The organism is Micromonospora purpureochromogenes (assembly GCF_900091515.1).
Taxonomy (GTDB): Bacteria; Actinomycetota; Actinomycetes; order Mycobacteriales; family Micromonosporaceae; genus Micromonospora; species Micromonospora purpureochromogenes.
The window spans coordinates 3,391,695-3,406,197 of sequence record NZ_LT607410.1 but is presented as its reverse complement, the minus strand read 5'-3'; the positions used below and the strand labels follow the sequence as shown (position 1 = coordinate 3,406,197).

Here is a 14,503-nt window from a genome sequence, read left to right as displayed (position 1 = left end):
GGGGGTCGGGCCCGGCGCCAGCACCCGCACGGCCCGCCACGTGCGCGGGTACGTCTCCCGGTAGCGCTGCGGCCGTACGGCTCAGCCGGTGGTCGCCGGCTCCTCGGCGCCGGCGCGGTCCCGCCACCGCTGCACGACCAGCACCACCGGGCCGACCATCAGCATGGACAGCGCGGCGGTCACCAGGAAGACGTCCAGGAAGAGCGTCGCCAGCACGCTGAGCACGGCCAGCGAGAGGGCGACCCGTCCGAGGTGGCCGGGGGTGGGCAGCGGGCGGCGGTGCGTACCGCGGTAGTGGGGGTCGGCTGCGGCCATGGTGGTACCTGCCTTGCGTGGAGAGCGACCGGGGACGGCGACCGCCGCCGGCCGCCGGCCCGGTGCCGCGCCGACCGGCGGCGCGGCTGATCATCGTGGCCGGGGTGATACCCGCCCTGAGCTGCGGGAACCGCTGAGGTAACCAGTACCACAGCCGGTGCACCGCCCACCGGGTCACGCGCCGACGTCACCCGATCCGGCGCAGCCAGCGCCGCTGCCAGGGCGTCTCCACCGCCCGCGGGTGGTACCGCTCGCGTACCCAGCCCACCGCCCGGTCCGGCGGGAGGCCGTCCAGAATCGCCAGGGCGGCCAGTGCCGTCCCGGTCCGGCCGACACCGCCCCGACACGCCACCTCGACCCGTGCGCCGTCGTGCGCCCGGCGCAGGGCCTCGGCCAGCGCGTCGAGGGCGTCGGCGCGGTCGAGCGGCAACCAGAAGTCGGGCCACCGGATCCGCCGGTGTGGCCAGACCGGCGCCGGGCCCGGAGCCAGGAGCAGGGCGAAGTCGGCGGGCGAGGCGGGATCGCCGACGCGGCGACCGCGCACGGTCGCGCCGCTGGGCAGTACGACCACCCCGGTCGTCTCGGACCAGTCCACCCGGTGATTCTGCCGCTCGAGGCGTAGGAAACAGCGCCGCCCCCGGCCCTGGTGGGTCGGGGGCGGCGCTGGGGTGTCGGTGTGCAGGTCGCCTCTCGGCGAGTGGCACGACGCGGCTCCAGCCGAACGGTATTCCGCGAAGGCAATTTAGGTGAGGCCCGGGGACACTGGACACACCGACACCTGACTCAACAGGCTACCCGCTCCGGGTCTTCCTTCTGCCTTCGTGACGCGTGCCACTGGTTGTTCCGGTCCGTGGGTTGTGGCCCGCCGTGCCCGGCTCCGGGCGGTCAGGCTTGATCCCTACGCCGGTCACGGCGGGCCACACCCCCGTCCTGAGCGAGCGCCGCGCGGCCCCCACCGCCCCGAACCCACCCACCCTTCTCCTCGTTGATCATGAGGTTGGCGGCGGCGTTGATCTCCTCCACCGCTGCCAACCTCATGATCAACGGGGTGGTTTCCGGGCGGACATGCCGCTGGCCGGCACCCCGCTCGGGGGTGCCGGTCAGCGTTGATCGTTCGGGTGGGTCAGTTGTTCCAGTGCTTGGCGACCAGGTCGGCGGCCTGCTGCTCCCACTGGGCGTAGTGGTCCGGGTAGGCCGACACCTGCACGGTCTGCGCGGCCTCGGTCAGCGGCATGTCCTGCCACCCGTCGACCTGCTTGAGACCCTTCAGGAACGCCGTCGTGCTGTATTCGGGGTCGGTGATCTGCTCGACCGTGCCCCAACCGCTGGACGGGCGCTGCTGGAACAGGCCCTGCGAGTCGAAGTCGTTGCGCTCACCCAGGTGACCCAGGTTCTCCAGCTTCGACTCCTGCAGCGACGTGGCGATCGCCACGACGGCGGCCCGCTCGTCCATGCCCGACTTCTTCGTCGCCGCGATGATCGCCTTCACATTCTTCGTCTGCTCGGCGCCCACGTCGATGCGCGACTGCTTGCCCTGCACACCGTGCGGGATCAGCTTGCCCTCATCCACACCCGGCTTGTCGGCCTGCACCACGGCGACCGCCTTGGCGTCCACCGGGTTGGCGTGGGCCTCGGTGACCGGGCCGGCGAAGACGCCACCGGCGAAGGCCAGACCAGCAATACCGAGAACGCTCTTACGCAGAATGGTGGTGTTCATCAGAAGTGGCTCCATTCGGGGGTTGGCACCCAGGCTCGATGGGGGTCGAGCGGGCGCAAGCACCACGACGGCGCTCAAAGATCAAGGGGAAAGTCTTCGCCCCGGCAGGCATCGCGAACGGGGGGCTCACGGCGCCGGGTCCATCTGTAACGACCGGCGGCCCGCCATCATTCCGGGGGCCCGGCATCCCGGGCGGCCCAAGCGTTCGGGTCCGGCCAGCGGGGTGCTGCTGCGATCGTCCAGGTGATGTAACGACCCCGGCCCGGCCACCATTCCACCGCCACAGTGCCCTCGATCACCGGACGACCCACCACTGGCGCGCCCAGACCGGACATCCGGGCACGTCCAGCGGACCGGTAACCGGACATCCGGCATGGCGAGGCCGACTCCGGAGCGCGACACCCGACACGCCGATCTGCGCCGGAACCGGACATCCCGACCCGGCGACCAACCGAACCGGAACCGGACAGTCCGCGGGCGGCCACGTCCCCGCGACACACCGCAGATCGCGCAGGCAACGGGTGGACGACGGCCTGGGCGGGGCGGGCGGGCTCGCGTACCCGGGCAGGGGTGGCCGGGCGCCGCGGGCCGCGCGGGACGGACGGGGTCAGGAGGTGCGGGCGCGGACCTTGGCCGCGCACTCGGCGACCACCGACCGGGCGTCCAGCCCGAGGCTCTCGATGGCGACCAGCGCGGTGAAGACCACGTCGGCGAGTTCGGCGGCGACGTCCTCGCGGGTGTGGGTGACCCCCTTGCGCGGATTCTGGCCGAGCACGCCGATCCAGGCGCCGGCCGCCTCGCCGGCCTCCTCGGTGAGCTTGAGGATGCGGCAGGTCAGCTCCGCCTGCCCGGTGCCGTTGGCGGCGTCCAGCCAGCCCCGCGAGGCCCGTACGGCGTTCCAGATCGACTCGTCCATCGGATCAGTGAACCGGACAGGGGTGACGATCCGTATCCCGGGACGGTCGGCGGATGACGCCGGCCCGGTGGTGGCGACGAGGCCGCCAACTGGACCGGAAGGGACGTGCGGTGTGATGCCGGAGGCCGTCGAGTCGGTGTTCGCCAGTGTGGTCAGCCGGAACCCGGGCGAACCGGAGTTCCACCAGGCGGTACGGGAGGTGCTGGAGAGCATCGGCCCCGCCCTGGCCCGTCACCCCGAGTACGCGCGGGCGCGGATCATCGAGCGGATCTGCGAGCCGGAGCGGCAGGTCATCTTCCGGGTGCCGTGGGAGGACGACCACGGCCGGGTCCGGGTCAACCGGGGCTTCCGGGTGGAGTTCAACAGCGCGCTCGGCCCGTTCAAGGGCGGCCTGCGCTTTCACCCGTCGGTCTACCTGGGAATCGTCAAGTTCCTCGGCTTCGAGCAGATCTTCAAGAACGCGCTGACCGGCCTGCCGATCGGCGGCGGCAAGGGCGGCGCGGACTTCGACCCGAAGGGCCGCTCGGACCGCGAGGTGATGCGCTTCTGCCAGAGCTTCATGACCGAGCTGTACCGGCACATCGGCGAGCAGACCGACGTGCCCGCCGGAGACATCGGGGTGGGCAGCCGGGAGATCGGCTACCTGTTCGGGCAGTACAAGCGGATCACCAACCGGTACGAGTCGGGGGTGCTGACCGGCAAGGGCCTGTCGTACGGGGGTGCGCAGGTGCGCACCGAGGCGACCGGGTACGGCGCGGTGTTCTTCGCCGAGGAGATGCTCGCGCAGACCGGGGACAGCCTGGACGGCAAGCGGGTGGTCGTCTCCGGCTCGGGCAACGTGGCGACGTACGCGATCGAGAAGGTGCACCAGCTCGGCGGGACGGTGGTGGCCTGCTCCGACTCGGACGGCTACGTACTGGACGAGAAGGGCATCGACCTGGAGCTGTTGCGGGAGTTGAAGGAGCAGCGCCGGGTCCGGCTGGACGACTACGTACGGCACGTGCCGCACGCGGTGGCGGTCGCCGGCCGTACCGTCTGGGAGGTGCCCTGCGACCTGGCCCTGCCCTGCGCGACGCAGAACGAGATCGGCGGCGCGGAGGCCGCGGCGCTGCTCGCCGGCGGCTGCGTGGCGGTGGTCGAGGGGGCGAACATGCCGACCACCCCGGAGGCGGTGCGGATCCTCGGCCGGGCCGGGGTGAGGTTCGCGCCGGGCAAGGCGGCCAACGCCGGCGGCGTGGCGGTGAGCGCGTTGGAGATGCAGCAGAACGCCAGCCGGGACTCGTGGACGTTCGCCCAGTCGGAGCAGCGGTTGCGGGAGACCATGCGGGACATCCATGCCCGCTGCTGGGCCACCGCGGAGGAGTACGGCCTGCCCGGCGACTACGTGGCCGGCGCCAACATCAACGGCTTCCGCCGGGTCGCCGAGGCGATGCTCGCACACGGCCTGGTCTGAGCCGGGTCGCCCCTGACCGGGCGGTCAGTCGGTGTCGGCTGACCGTTCGGTCAGGAGGGCATTGACAGCGCTCGACGGCGGGGCCTAGCTTCAGGACGCTACCGGCCGGTAGGCACCGTCCCGCCTGGCCGCCCGCGCACTCGGGCGGCACCGTCCCCGGGGGAGCATCGATGCTGTCCTCATCCACCCGACTCGTCCGCCGCCTGCTCGCCGCCGGCGCCACCCTCGCCCTGACCGTCGGGCTGGCCGGCGCGGCGCCCGCCGCCGCCGATCCCGGCGACGACGGCTCGCAGCCGCTGCCCGGCTACACCATCAGCAATCCGCCGCTCGCGCCGCTCGACGTGCGGGGCACCCCGTCGACCGTCCGGCAGGGCGTGCACCGGCACGCCGGCTACATCATCGAGATCCCGCCGGCGTGGAACGGCGAGCTGGTGATGTGGGCGCACGGCTACCGGGGCCAGACCACCGTGCTCTCCCCGGAGACCCCCAACTACGGCCTGCGGCAACGCCTGCTGGACCAGGGGTACGCCTGGGCGGCGTCGTCGTACACCACCAACGGCTTCGACATCCGCTCCGGTGTGGTCAGCACCCGGGAGCTGGCCGACCTCTTCGCCGGCACCGTGCGGCGCCCACACCGGACGTACCTGACCGGGGTGTCGATGGGCGGCTACATCATCGGCCGCTCCCTGGAGCAGTACCCCGGCTACTACGACGGGGCGCTGCCGATGTGCGGCGTCCTGGGCGACCACCAGTTGCTCGACTTCTTCCTCGACTACAACCTGGTCGCCCAGGCCCTCGCCGGGGTGCCCGCCTACCCCACGCCGGCGGACTACCTGACCAACGCGGTGCCGCGGATCCAGGTGGCGCTCGGCCTCGCCGGGCTCACCCCGACCGGGCCGGACACCACCAACGAGCGTGGCAAGCAGTTCCGGGAGATCGTCATCAACCGTTCCGGCGGCCCGCGTCCGGGCGCTGACCGGGCCTTCGCGGTCTGGAAGGACTTCCTCTTCGGAATCAGCACCACCAACGGCGGCGACTCCCCCGCCCAGCGGCCGGGGCAGCTCGCCACCAACCTGCTCACCCGCTACACCCCGAACACGCCGGTGGACGTCAACGCCGCCGTCCAGCGGGTCGCGCCGGAGAACGTCCGGCAGCGGCTCTCCCCCACGCTGACCGAGGTGCCGCGGATCGCCGGGCGGCCCACCGCCCCGGTGCTCAGCCTGCACGACCTGGGTGACCTGTTCGTGCCGTTCTCGATGGAGCAGGCGTACGCCCGGGACGCGGCGTGGCACGGCCGCAGCCGGCTGGTCGTACAGCGGGCCATCCGGGCCAGCCAGCACTGCGAGTTCACCCCGACCGAGGCCGGCGCCGCCTGGGAAGACCTGGTGTCCTGGGTACGCACCGGTACCCGCCCCGGCGGTGACGCGGTCGCCGACCCGAAGACGGTCGCGGCGGCGGACTTCGGCTGCCGGTTCAGCGACCGGGCCGCGTACGTCGCCGGCGTGGGCACCCGTCGCCTCTACTCCGCGTGCCCCTGACCGGACCCGGACACGCCGCTGGCCGGCACCCCGCTCGGGGGTGCCGGCCAGCGTGTCGTTCAGGTGCGGTCAGCTGTTCCAGTGCTCGGCGACCAGGTCGGCAGCCTGCCGCTCCCACTGCGCGTAGTGGTCCGGGTAGGCCGAGACCTGCACGGTCTGGGCGGCCCCGGTCAGCGGCATGTCCTGCCAGCCGTCGACCTGCTTGAGGCCCTTGAGGAACGCCATGGTGCTGTACTCCGGGTCGGTGATCTGCTCAACGGTGCCCCAACCCGAGGACGGGCGCTGCTGGAACAGGCCCTGCGAGTCGTGGTCGTTGCGCTCACCCAGGTGACCCAGGTTCTCCAGCTTCGACTCCTGCAGGCTGGTCGCGATGGCGACCACGGCGGCCCGCTCGTCCATGCCCGACTTCTTCGTCGCGGCGATGATCGCCTTGACGTTGTCGGTCTGCTCGTCGCCCAGGTCGATGCGGGACTGGTTGCCCTGCACACCGTGCGGGATCAGCTTGCTCTTGTCGACCTTGTCGGCCTGCACTGCGACGGCGGCGGCCCGGGTGTCGATCGTGTCGGTGGTGCCGTGGTTCAGCGGACCGGCGGCAAGACCACCGGCGACGGCCAGACCAGCGATACCGAGAACGCTCTTACGCATCATCGTGTTCATGGGGTAGCTCCTTCGGGGGTTGGCGCCACGACTCGACGGGGGTCGAGCACGCGCGCAGGCACCACGACAGGGCGCTCAAAAGATCACAGGGGAAAAGTCTCTGCCCGGCAGGTCATCGCGAGCGGGGGCTCGTGGCGCCGGGACCATGTGTAACGACCGGCTGCCCGCCATCATTCCGGGGGCCCGCATCCCGCGCCGGCCACATCATCTGGCCAGGCCAGCGGGGTTGCTGCTGTGGTCGTACGGAGGATGTAACGACACCGGCCCCGCCACCATTCCGTCGCCGGGGTGCCGCCGGTCACGGGACAGCGCGCACGGTCACCCCGGATACCGGACACCGGCTATGAACGGATCCGGACACCAGGCGCGACGCCGGACATCACGGTCCGCGACGACGAGGCCGCAGGCGACGCCCACGCGTCCCGAACGCGCCCGGTAAGGGACAGGCCGGCTTACCTCTCGTGCCGCCCGTGACCGGCCAGGTCCGTGGCGATGTTCCGCGGTCCGCCTGTCGTCGGGGACACCGGGGGAAGCTCGGCCACGTCGGCGTCCACCGTTGCGGCCGACTGCAGGTCGTCGGGCGGTTGCGGCGGCGAGATCCAGGTGACCAGCACCACCGAGATGATCATAAGAAGGAACCACGACGCGAGCTTGGTCGCCGACACCGGGTGCCAACCGCCCAACTGGCTGGGGTACAGCCAGGCATGCGACCAGGTGGCGATGTTCTCCGCGAGCCAGATGAAGACGGCGACGAGGAAGAAGGCCAGCAGGAGCGGCATGCGCCACCGGAACCGGAAGATGCGGAACTGCATGACACAGCGCCCGAACACCAGGGCGACGACGGCGACGAGCAGCCATCGCACGTCCCGGACGTAGTGGTTGGTGAAGAAGTTGGCATAGATCGCGGCGGCCACGGCAGCCGTCACCCAGCGCCTCGGATAGCGCACGAAACGCAGGTCGAACAGCCGGTTGACCCGGACCATGTAGGAGCCGACCGCGGCATACATGAACCCGCTGAACAGCGGCACCGCTCCGAGCCGCAGGACCCCGTCGGGCGCGTAGGACCACGAGCCGATGTGCGTCTTGAACAGCTCCATCGCCGTGCCGACGAGGTGGAACAGCACCACCACCCGCAGTTCGCGCAGGGTTTCCAGGCGTCCGGCCACCATCGCGATCTGGATGACGACCGCGGCCAGGGTCAGGAAGTCGTTGCGGGCGAACGGGGCGTCCTCCGGGTACCACAGATGCGCCGCGAAGATGACCGCCAGCATCGCCCCACCGAACACGCACGCCCAGGCCTGTTTGAGCCCGAAGACCGCGAACTCGGTCAGCCAGCCGGCCGGTCCGCGCCGGGGCAGCCGGGCCAGGATCGCGCGGAAGCGGGCATCGATCGCACGCTCCGCCGCGGTCAGAGCGGCCGGTCCGGAAGGGGTACGCATCGCCGCGACGCTATCGTGCCGGCGCAGCTCGGCCGGCAGCGGCGGGGTGGGAGCGGAGGATTCCCGCCTGGCGCGGTCAGCCGGCGCCACGGAGAACCCGGTGGAGAAGGCGCCCATCCCGCCACTACGGTGCGGGGATGCCGCTGCACCCGGACCCCGGAGCATCCCCCGGACACCTGCTGAGCACCGACGACGGCACGCCGCTGGCCCGGCTGCGGCTGCGCGACGACGACGGTGAACGCGTGGCCGGGGAGGTGACACCGCTGCCGGGAGCGGACGTGCGGGTGCTCGCCGCCCAGCTGCGTCGGGACCTCGCCGGCGCGCGACTGGAGACGCCGGACGACGCCCTGGCCGGCGCGCTGGTCGCCGGCGGCCTGACGCTGAGCAGGGCCGCCACGGACATGCGGCACGACCTGACCGAGGTACCGGAGCCGGTGCCGCTGCCCGGCGGCTGGTCCTGGGCATCCGCCGGGTGGGACGACGACCTGGCCGAGGGGCTGGCGGCGGCGTACGGGCCGGACCACCCGGACGGGCGGTGGCAACCGAGCGACACCGCCGAGGTGCGCGGGATGTTCGAGCGGGCCGAGCCGGTCGCGCCGCTGCTCCCGGCCTCGGCGCGGGTGGTCGGTCCGGACGGGCGCAGCGCCGGTCACGTCCTCGCCGCCGGGCCGGTGCCGTGGACCGAGGACGTCTGCGCCTGGATCCTCAACCTCGGGGTGGCGCCGGCGGCGCAGCGGCGGGGGCTGGGGCGGGCGCTGCTCGGCCACGCGTTGCGCGGGGCGCGCGCGGCGGGGCTGCCCCGGGTGGGCTTGTCGGTGGCCGACGGCAACCCGGCCCGCCGGATGTACGACGAGGCCGGCTTCCGCCAGGTGGCCCGGGTGCTCACGGTGCCACTGCCGGCCGACGACGGGGCGCCGGACGCCCGGCCCTGACCGAGCGCACCGGCAGGTGGTCGGGAGCGCCGGAACACGTGCGGGCGCCCGCCGGAATCCTCCGGCGGGCGCCCGTCCTCACTGTTCCGGGCCCTGCCCGGCGTACGGGATCAGCGTGTCGACCCCATGCCGAAGCGGTTGCGCCGGCGCCACACCAGGCTGCCCAGCATCAGGACCGCCCCCGCGCCGACGAGACCGCCGCCGACCTTGAGCGGGGTGCCCATGCTGTCACCGGTGACGGGGAGATTCCCCCCGCCGTGCCTCTTCTTCGGCAGCACCGTGACGGTCACGCTGGCCGTCCGGCCGGACTCCCGGCCGGTCGCGGTGAAGGTGAGCTGGCCGACCTCGGTCGGCCGGTAGTGCTTGATGAATCGGCCCGCCGCGTTGGTGTGCGCGGTGAAGTGCCGCGGGGCCGGCTGCGGGTAGGCGACCGCCGCCATCGCGACGGTGCTGCCGTCGCTGCGGCGCGCCGGCTGACCCGGGACGGAGGCGGCGAGGGGTGCCACGGTCACGTCGATGTCGACAATCTCGTTGGGCCCGAAGCCGGTGCCGGTGAGCACGATGACCTCGCCGACGACAACCGTCGTCGGGCTCGCCGTCAGGGCCGGCGGCTGAGGCGGGTAGTCCGGGGCCGGCTGCGGCTGCGCCGCCCCCGCCGCCGTCGGCGCCAGCACGACGGCCAGGCCGGCCGTGAGCGCCATGATGATGCGGGATAGCCGCATGGTGGTCTCCTCCTACTGGTTGCAGCTTGGTGCGGATACAACTTGGGTGGTCCATGGGGTGGCTGTGGGGGTGAGCCAGAGCTCGGGCGTACCGGCCGTGTTCCTGCCGGTCAGCAGGTCGACGTCGAGGGTCCGGGTGGCCCCGGGCGGGACCTCGACGTTCGCCACGCCCACCTGCCGGCGCCGCTCGGTGCCGCTGCCCAGGGCAGCGTCCGCCCCGTCGATCCGGGCGCCCATCACGGCGCCCCCGGCGGGGCTGAAGATGTACACCAACGTGCGGATGGTGTACGGGTCGCCGGCCTTCCCGGCGCCGAGCACCGACCTGTTCAGGCCGGACGTCGGCGCCGAGGAACGCAGGCTGAAGCGCAGGCGCAGCTGACGGCGTCCCTCGCCCTGGCACTCACCGACGGTCAGTTGCGCCGTCGGCTTCAGGTAGTAGCCGAGCTTCGCGCCGCTGCCGTCGTTGAGGAACACCCCCACGCTGGGCACCGTCTCGCGCTCGGGCAGGATCCCGCTCACCCGGCCTTCGCCGAAGATGCGCTGTTCCCCTGACCGGGCACTCCAGAACAATATCCTTCTTTCCGCTATAGAGCGGTCAAAAGCGGACAAAACAGCCTTTGGGTTGACTTTCGCGGCCAGAAACGCGTCGAAGACGGCGGCTGCTGCTGCCGCGTAGTACGCGTCCTGCTCCTTCAGGCCCATGCTCCGGTAGGTGTCCGAGAGCAACGTGCGCACGACCGTGTCGGCGGCGAGCTTCGGCCCGCCCGGCACGGCGACCGGGCCGGTCGCGGTGAGCAGATACGACAGCGCCACCGGATCGACCGCCAGCACACCGTCCACGGTGGTGCCGGTACGGAGCCGGACCATCTCCCGGTAGAGCTTCGCCGCGGTCGGGAAGTGCGGGGTCAGGTTGACGTCCGCCGGATAGATCGCGGGCAGGTCGGTGTAGAGCCGGCGCATCTCGGCCGGGAGCGTGGCGACGGGCGGATCGAACCGCCGCAGGTCCACCGCACTGCCCTGGGTCACGATCTCGACCCGGCCGTTGTCGGCGCGGATCACCGCGTACGCCCCGAGCATCCCGCCGGTGGCGCGCAGCTCCGCCGGGTTCTGCGAGACCAGCAGGTAGGTGCGGCGCCCGTCGGCCCCGAGCAGCGCCGGGAGCACCTTCGCCCCCTGGTCGGCCGCTCCGGTCAGGCCGGCCAGCCGGTCGATCTCCGCCCGCAGGTCGGTCAGCGCCGTGCGTACCTGTCCGACCAGGTCGGTGGTCGGCACCGCGTCGAGCCGGGTACGGGTCTCCCGCACCGCGGCGTTCACGTCGGCCAACTCGGTCGAGACGGCCCGCAGCCGCGCCACGTCCAGCCGCCCCTCCGTCGGCACCAGGGTGGCGAGGTCGGTACGCACCAGCGTGGGGAACGCGCGCCGGGCGAGGTCGTCGATGGCGATCGCGATCTGGCGTACCGCTCCCAGGTCGTCACCGGCGTACGGGGAGCGCTGCCCCAGCCACCAGCCCGGGTCGCCGGTGGCGTCCCGGGCCGCCCCGGCCTGCTCCTGGAGCGCGGCGAGGGTGCGCTGGGCCCGCGCGGCGTCCCCGCCGACGATCTGGGCGCTCAACTCCCGGGCGAGACCGGCGGCGTTGAGCAGGTGGGCCCGCGCCTGCCAGCCTCGGAAGGCGACCCATCCGGAGCCGGCCAGGAGCAGGGACCCGACCACGAGTCCGACGAGCAGCGCCCGCCGGATGCGTGCCCTGGTCCGTCGCCGCAGGCGCCTGCGGCCGCGACGCGACACACCGCTCTCGGTCACACCGGTCTCCACTCAGAAACGGACACTAATGACGATTCATCGTTTTCTAGCATGAACAACGAGGCAGACCTGCGGTTTTCGCCGCTTTGCCGCCCTAAAAAGTGTTCTGCGAGGTTCGTTCGAGTGCTCAGCGGCCGCGGCGGGCCAGGGCCACCTGGTTGAGCAGGTCCTCGACCCGGTCCACACCCGCCCGCAGCGACATTTCCCGCAGGTACGTCTCGCGCCCCCGCCGCCCCATCTCCGAGCGCGCGGCGGCCGGGATGGTCGAGGCGAGCCAGAACCGGTCGGCCAGCGTGGCCCAGTCCTCGGGCGGGCAGGACAACCCGGCCCGGGCCCGCTCCACCAGCTCCGCGGTGTCCCCGCCGGCCGAGGCGATCACCGGTGCGGCGCAGGCCAACGCGGCCTGCAACTTGCCGGGCACCGTGCCGCGCAGCTCGGGCAGGTCGCGGAGCATGACCAGCTGGTAGTCGGCGGCCGCGTACAGCTCGGGCATGTCCAGCGGCGAACGGCGCTCCACGAAGCGGACGTTCTCCGCCCGCAGTTCGGCGGCGAGCCCCCGCACCCGCCGCTCCTCCGCGCCCGAGCCCACCAGCACCAGGTCCATCCGGCCGTCCAGCGCCGCCGCCGCGCGCACCGCCGTCTCCAGCCCCTGCCGTACCCCGATCGTGCCGGCGTGCATCACCACGCACCGGCCGTCGCGTCGGACGATTCCCTGCGCGGCGCGGCTGGGCCGGACCGGCTGGAAGATCCGCTCGTCGGTCCAGTTGAGCACCACCCGCACCCGGTCCGGGTCGACGCCGTCGGCGAGCACCAGGTCCCGCATGGACGGCGCGGTGACCGCCAGGGCGTCCGCCTCGCGCAGCACCCGGCGCATGGTGGTGGCGAGCCGTCCCGGCCCGCGCTGCCGCTGCGCGCCGTCGGCGGCCACCTCCTCCTCCGGCCAGAGGTCCTGCACGTGCAGCACCGTGGGCACCCGGCCGAGCATCCGCAGCAGCGCGGCGGTGGCGAACGTCGTCGCGGGCAGCTGGAAGACGTAGAGCACGTCCACGTCGGCCAGGTAGCGGCGCCCGACCATCGCCACGCTGCCCGCGAAGGAGAGGTGACTGGCCATCCGGGCGCCGGTGGAGCCGTCCCCGCCGGCGTAGCGGGGCACCCGTCGTACGGTCAGCCGCTCGCTGCGGGTCAGGTGCCGCCAGCGCTGCCGCCAGCCCGGATAGACGTGCCCGCCGGGATAGTCCGGGAAGCCGGTCAGCACCCGCACCTCGTGCCCCCGGGCGGCCAGTTCCTCGGCAAGGCTGCCCGGGATGAAGGCCGGCTCGGGCGGGAAGTGGTACGACAGGATGCCGACCCTCATCAGCGGGTCCCCCTCGGCGGTGAACTCGGCGGGGCGGCCGACCCGCTGCCGGAGCGGGTCGACACGCCGTGGCGCGCCGTGCTGCCGGCCGCCGCCCGCGCCCGGGGACGGCGGCAACCAGCCGCCCCCGGCGCGGAAGATCCCGGTGCTTTCAACGGCGGTCGGCCGGCCGTACGACCAGCGGTGACGCTCATCGGCGCAGCCGGGTGAGTTCCTGCGTGCGATCGGTGACCCCGTCGAACCCGTTCGACTCGCCGTGGCGGGCCGCCGGCGCCCGGTCCGCGGGAACCTTCGTCTTGCCGGTGGTGGCGATCCGGTACGCCTCGTACTGGTAGGCGTCGGCCTTGGCCACCTTGGTCATGTTCAGCACGCAACCGAGCAGGCGCACCGAGACCGAGTGCAGCGACCGCGCCGCTGCGGCGACCTGGGTCCGCGAGGTACGCCCCTGCTGGGTGACCAGCAGCGCACCGTCGGCCTGCACCGCCACGACCACGCCGTCGGTGACGGCCAGCAGCGGCGCGGTGTCGATGATCACGATGTCCGCCGACTCGCGCAGCGCGAGCAGCAGGTCCGCCATCGCCTTGGAGCCGAGCAGCTCGCTCGGGTTCGGCGGCGCCGACCCGCTCGGGAGCACCAGCAGGGACTTGTCACCCCAGCGCTGCACCACGTCACCGACCTGGACGTCGCCGACCAGCACGTCGGTCAGGCCGACACCGCCGTCGAGGCCCAGGTAGTCGGCGACCTTCGGCCGGCGCAGGTCGGCGTCGACCAGGAGCACCCGCCAGCCCGCCTCGGCCAGCGCGATGGCCAGGTTGCAGGAGAGGGTCGTCTTGCCCTCGCCCTGCAGCGCGCTGGTGACCGCGATGACCCGGGCGGGCTCGTGCACATCCACGAACCGCAGGTTGGTCCGCAGCTTGCGGACCGCCTCGGCCCGCGCGGAGGTCGCCGCGTCGCCGACGATCAGCGGCGCCGCCTTCGCGCCGGCCTCGAACGGGATCTCGCCCAGCAGCGGGCTGCCGGTGACCCGTTGCAGCCCGGCGGCGTCGCGCATCCGGACGTCGAGCAGCCCGCGCAGCACGGCCAGCGCGGCGCCGAGCAGCAGACCGACCAGGCCGCCGACGATCAGGTTGCGGGTGGGCTGCGGCGTGACCGGGCTCGAACTCACCCGGGGACCACTGACCACCTCGATCTTGATGGGAGCGGCCCGCCCCTCGGCCGGCGTCTCGACCTTCTGCACCAGCTCCACGAACTTCGCCGCGAGCGTCTCGGTCACCTTCATCGCCCGGGTCTGATCCGTGTCGGTGACGGTGGCGCGCAGCAGCACGGTGCCGGTCTCGGTAGAGGTGCTGAGGCGGCGCTGCACGTCGTCGGCGGTGAGGCCGACCTGCGTCTCGGCCACCACGCTCTGCGCGAGGCGGTCGCTGCGCAGCAGGTCCGCGTAGGACTTCACCCGTTGCTGGAGGAAGAGCCCGCCCTGGTAGGCGTCGGTGACGCCCTGGCTCGGCATGGTCACGAAGAAGGTCACGGAGGCCACGTACCGGGGCGGCGTGCGAACGGTGATGAGGGCGGCCGAGCCGACCGCCACCATCAGCGTGACCAGGACGATCCACCAGTGTCGGCGGATCAGGCGCAGGCAGGTGCGTACGTCCATCACGCTCTC

General features: G+C 72.7%; 13 protein-coding genes. 3 read left to right on the top strand and 10 right to left on the bottom strand.

All coding sequences use genetic code 11. The annotated features are described in order from the left end of the window. Nucleotides 1–81 precede the first annotated feature (81 nt). The 4 genes from GA0074696_RS15775 to GA0074696_RS15760 form a co-directional block, all read right to left on the bottom strand. Complete coding sequence (locus GA0074696_RS15775) at nucleotides 82–315, bottom strand: hypothetical protein (RefSeq protein WP_088961807.1); 234 nt, start codon at nucleotides 313–315, stop codon at nucleotides 82–84. 187 nt (nucleotides 316–502) lie between these two features. Then, on the bottom strand, nucleotides 503–910 hold the full coding sequence (locus GA0074696_RS15770) for a protein-tyrosine phosphatase family protein (protein WP_088961806.1): 408 nt from the start codon (nucleotides 908–910) through the stop codon (nucleotides 503–505). A gap of 528 nt (nucleotides 911–1,438) precedes the next feature. After that, the gene (locus GA0074696_RS15765; RefSeq protein WP_088961805.1) at nucleotides 1,439–2,032 is read right to left on the bottom strand and encodes a hypothetical protein; all 594 of its coding nucleotides are present in this window, start codon (nucleotides 2,030–2,032) and stop codon (nucleotides 1,439–1,441) included. Between the two features lie 607 nt (nucleotides 2,033–2,639). Further along, complete coding sequence (locus GA0074696_RS15760) at nucleotides 2,640–2,948, bottom strand: MazG-like family protein (protein ID WP_088961804.1); 309 nt, start codon at nucleotides 2,946–2,948, stop codon at nucleotides 2,640–2,642. 115 nt (nucleotides 2,949–3,063) lie between these two features. Between GA0074696_RS15760 and gdhA the strand changes: the two genes are divergently transcribed. After that, nucleotides 3,064–4,401 (top strand): NADP-specific glutamate dehydrogenase, encoded by a 1,338-nt coding sequence (gdhA, locus tag GA0074696_RS15755; RefSeq protein ID WP_088961803.1) that lies wholly within the window; start codon nucleotides 3,064–3,066, stop codon nucleotides 4,399–4,401. 170 nt (nucleotides 4,402–4,571) lie between these two features. Continuing rightward, the gene (locus tag GA0074696_RS15750; protein WP_088961802.1) at nucleotides 4,572–5,939 is read left to right on the top strand and encodes an alpha/beta hydrolase family protein; all 1,368 of its coding nucleotides are present in this window, start codon (nucleotides 4,572–4,574) and stop codon (nucleotides 5,937–5,939) included. A gap of 69 nt (nucleotides 5,940–6,008) precedes the next feature. On the opposite strand, the gene GA0074696_RS15745 is transcribed toward GA0074696_RS15750, so the two are convergent. Further along, nucleotides 6,009–6,596 carry a hypothetical protein gene (locus GA0074696_RS15745; protein WP_088961801.1) on the bottom strand — a complete coding sequence of 196 codons (588 nt, stop codon included), beginning with the start codon at nucleotides 6,594–6,596 and terminating at the stop codon, nucleotides 6,009–6,011. Between the two features lie 452 nt (nucleotides 6,597–7,048). Next, nucleotides 7,049–8,035: a DUF817 domain-containing protein gene (locus GA0074696_RS15740; RefSeq protein ID WP_088964599.1), complete on the bottom strand. Its 987-nt coding sequence runs from the start codon at nucleotides 8,033–8,035 to the stop codon at nucleotides 7,049–7,051. A 137-nt stretch (nucleotides 8,036–8,172) separates the two neighbouring features. On the opposite strand from GA0074696_RS15740, the gene GA0074696_RS15735 reads away from it, so the two are divergent. Then, nucleotides 8,173–8,967 (top strand): GNAT family N-acetyltransferase, encoded by a 795-nt coding sequence (locus GA0074696_RS15735; protein ID WP_088961800.1) that lies wholly within the window; start codon nucleotides 8,173–8,175, stop codon nucleotides 8,965–8,967. Between the two features lie 110 nt (nucleotides 8,968–9,077). On the opposite strand, the gene GA0074696_RS15730 is transcribed toward GA0074696_RS15735, so the two are convergent. The 4 genes from GA0074696_RS15730 to GA0074696_RS15715 all read right to left on the bottom strand — a co-directional run bounded on the left by GA0074696_RS15730 (nucleotide 9,078) and on the right by GA0074696_RS15715 (nucleotide 14,494). Beyond that, nucleotides 9,078–9,689 carry a hypothetical protein gene (locus GA0074696_RS15730; protein ID WP_088961799.1) on the bottom strand — a complete coding sequence of 204 codons (612 nt, stop codon included), beginning with the start codon at nucleotides 9,687–9,689 and terminating at the stop codon, nucleotides 9,078–9,080. 12 nt (nucleotides 9,690–9,701) lie between these two features. Then, a complete protein-coding gene (locus GA0074696_RS15725) occupies nucleotides 9,702–11,489 on the bottom strand; it encodes a DUF4012 domain-containing protein (RefSeq protein ID WP_088964598.1) in 1,788 nt (595 codons plus the stop codon). Nucleotides 11,490–11,616: 127 nt separating this feature from the next. Next, nucleotides 11,617–12,843, bottom strand: a complete 1,227-nt coding sequence (locus GA0074696_RS15720) for a glycosyltransferase family 4 protein (protein WP_088964597.1) — start codon at nucleotides 12,841–12,843, stop codon at nucleotides 11,617–11,619. 190 nt (nucleotides 12,844–13,033) lie between these two features. Beyond that, nucleotides 13,034–14,494 (bottom strand): polysaccharide biosynthesis tyrosine autokinase, encoded by a 1,461-nt coding sequence (locus tag GA0074696_RS15715; protein WP_088961798.1) that lies wholly within the window; start codon nucleotides 14,492–14,494, stop codon nucleotides 13,034–13,036. Nucleotides 14,495–14,503: the final 9 nt, after the last annotated feature.

Bases quoted from the DNA above. Each gene is read 5' to 3' on its own strand.
- GA0074696_RS15765 (WP_088961805.1), bottom strand. From the start codon at position 2,032: ATGAACACCACCATTCTGCGTAAGAGCGTTCTCGGTATTGCTGGTCTG.
- GA0074696_RS15720 (WP_088964597.1), bottom strand. From the start codon at position 12,843: ATGAGGGTCGGCATCCTGTCGTACCACTTCCCGCCCGAGCCGGCCTTC.
- GA0074696_RS15735 (WP_088961800.1), top strand. From the start codon at position 8,173: ATGCCGCTGCACCCGGACCCCGGAGCATCCCCCGGACACCTGCTGAGC.
- GA0074696_RS15745 (WP_088961801.1), bottom strand. From the start codon at position 6,596: ATGAACACGATGATGCGTAAGAGCGTTCTCGGTATCGCTGGTCTGGCC.
- GA0074696_RS15730 (WP_088961799.1), bottom strand. From the start codon at position 9,689: ATGCGGCTATCCCGCATCATCATGGCGCTCACGGCCGGCCTGGCCGTC.
- GA0074696_RS15740 (WP_088964599.1), bottom strand. From the start codon at position 8,035: ATGCGTACCCCTTCCGGACCGGCCGCTCTGACCGCGGCGGAGCGTGCG.
- GA0074696_RS15775 (WP_088961807.1), bottom strand. From the start codon at position 315: ATGGCCGCAGCCGACCCCCACTACCGCGGTACGCACCGCCGCCCGCTG.
- GA0074696_RS15715 (WP_088961798.1), bottom strand. From the start codon at position 14,494: ATGGACGTACGCACCTGCCTGCGCCTGATCCGCCGACACTGGTGGATC.
- gdhA (WP_088961803.1), top strand. From the start codon at position 3,064: ATGCCGGAGGCCGTCGAGTCGGTGTTCGCCAGTGTGGTCAGCCGGAAC.
- GA0074696_RS15750 (WP_088961802.1), top strand. From the start codon at position 4,572: ATGCTGTCCTCATCCACCCGACTCGTCCGCCGCCTGCTCGCCGCCGGC.
- GA0074696_RS15760 (WP_088961804.1), bottom strand. From the start codon at position 2,948: ATGGACGAGTCGATCTGGAACGCCGTACGGGCCTCGCGGGGCTGGCTG.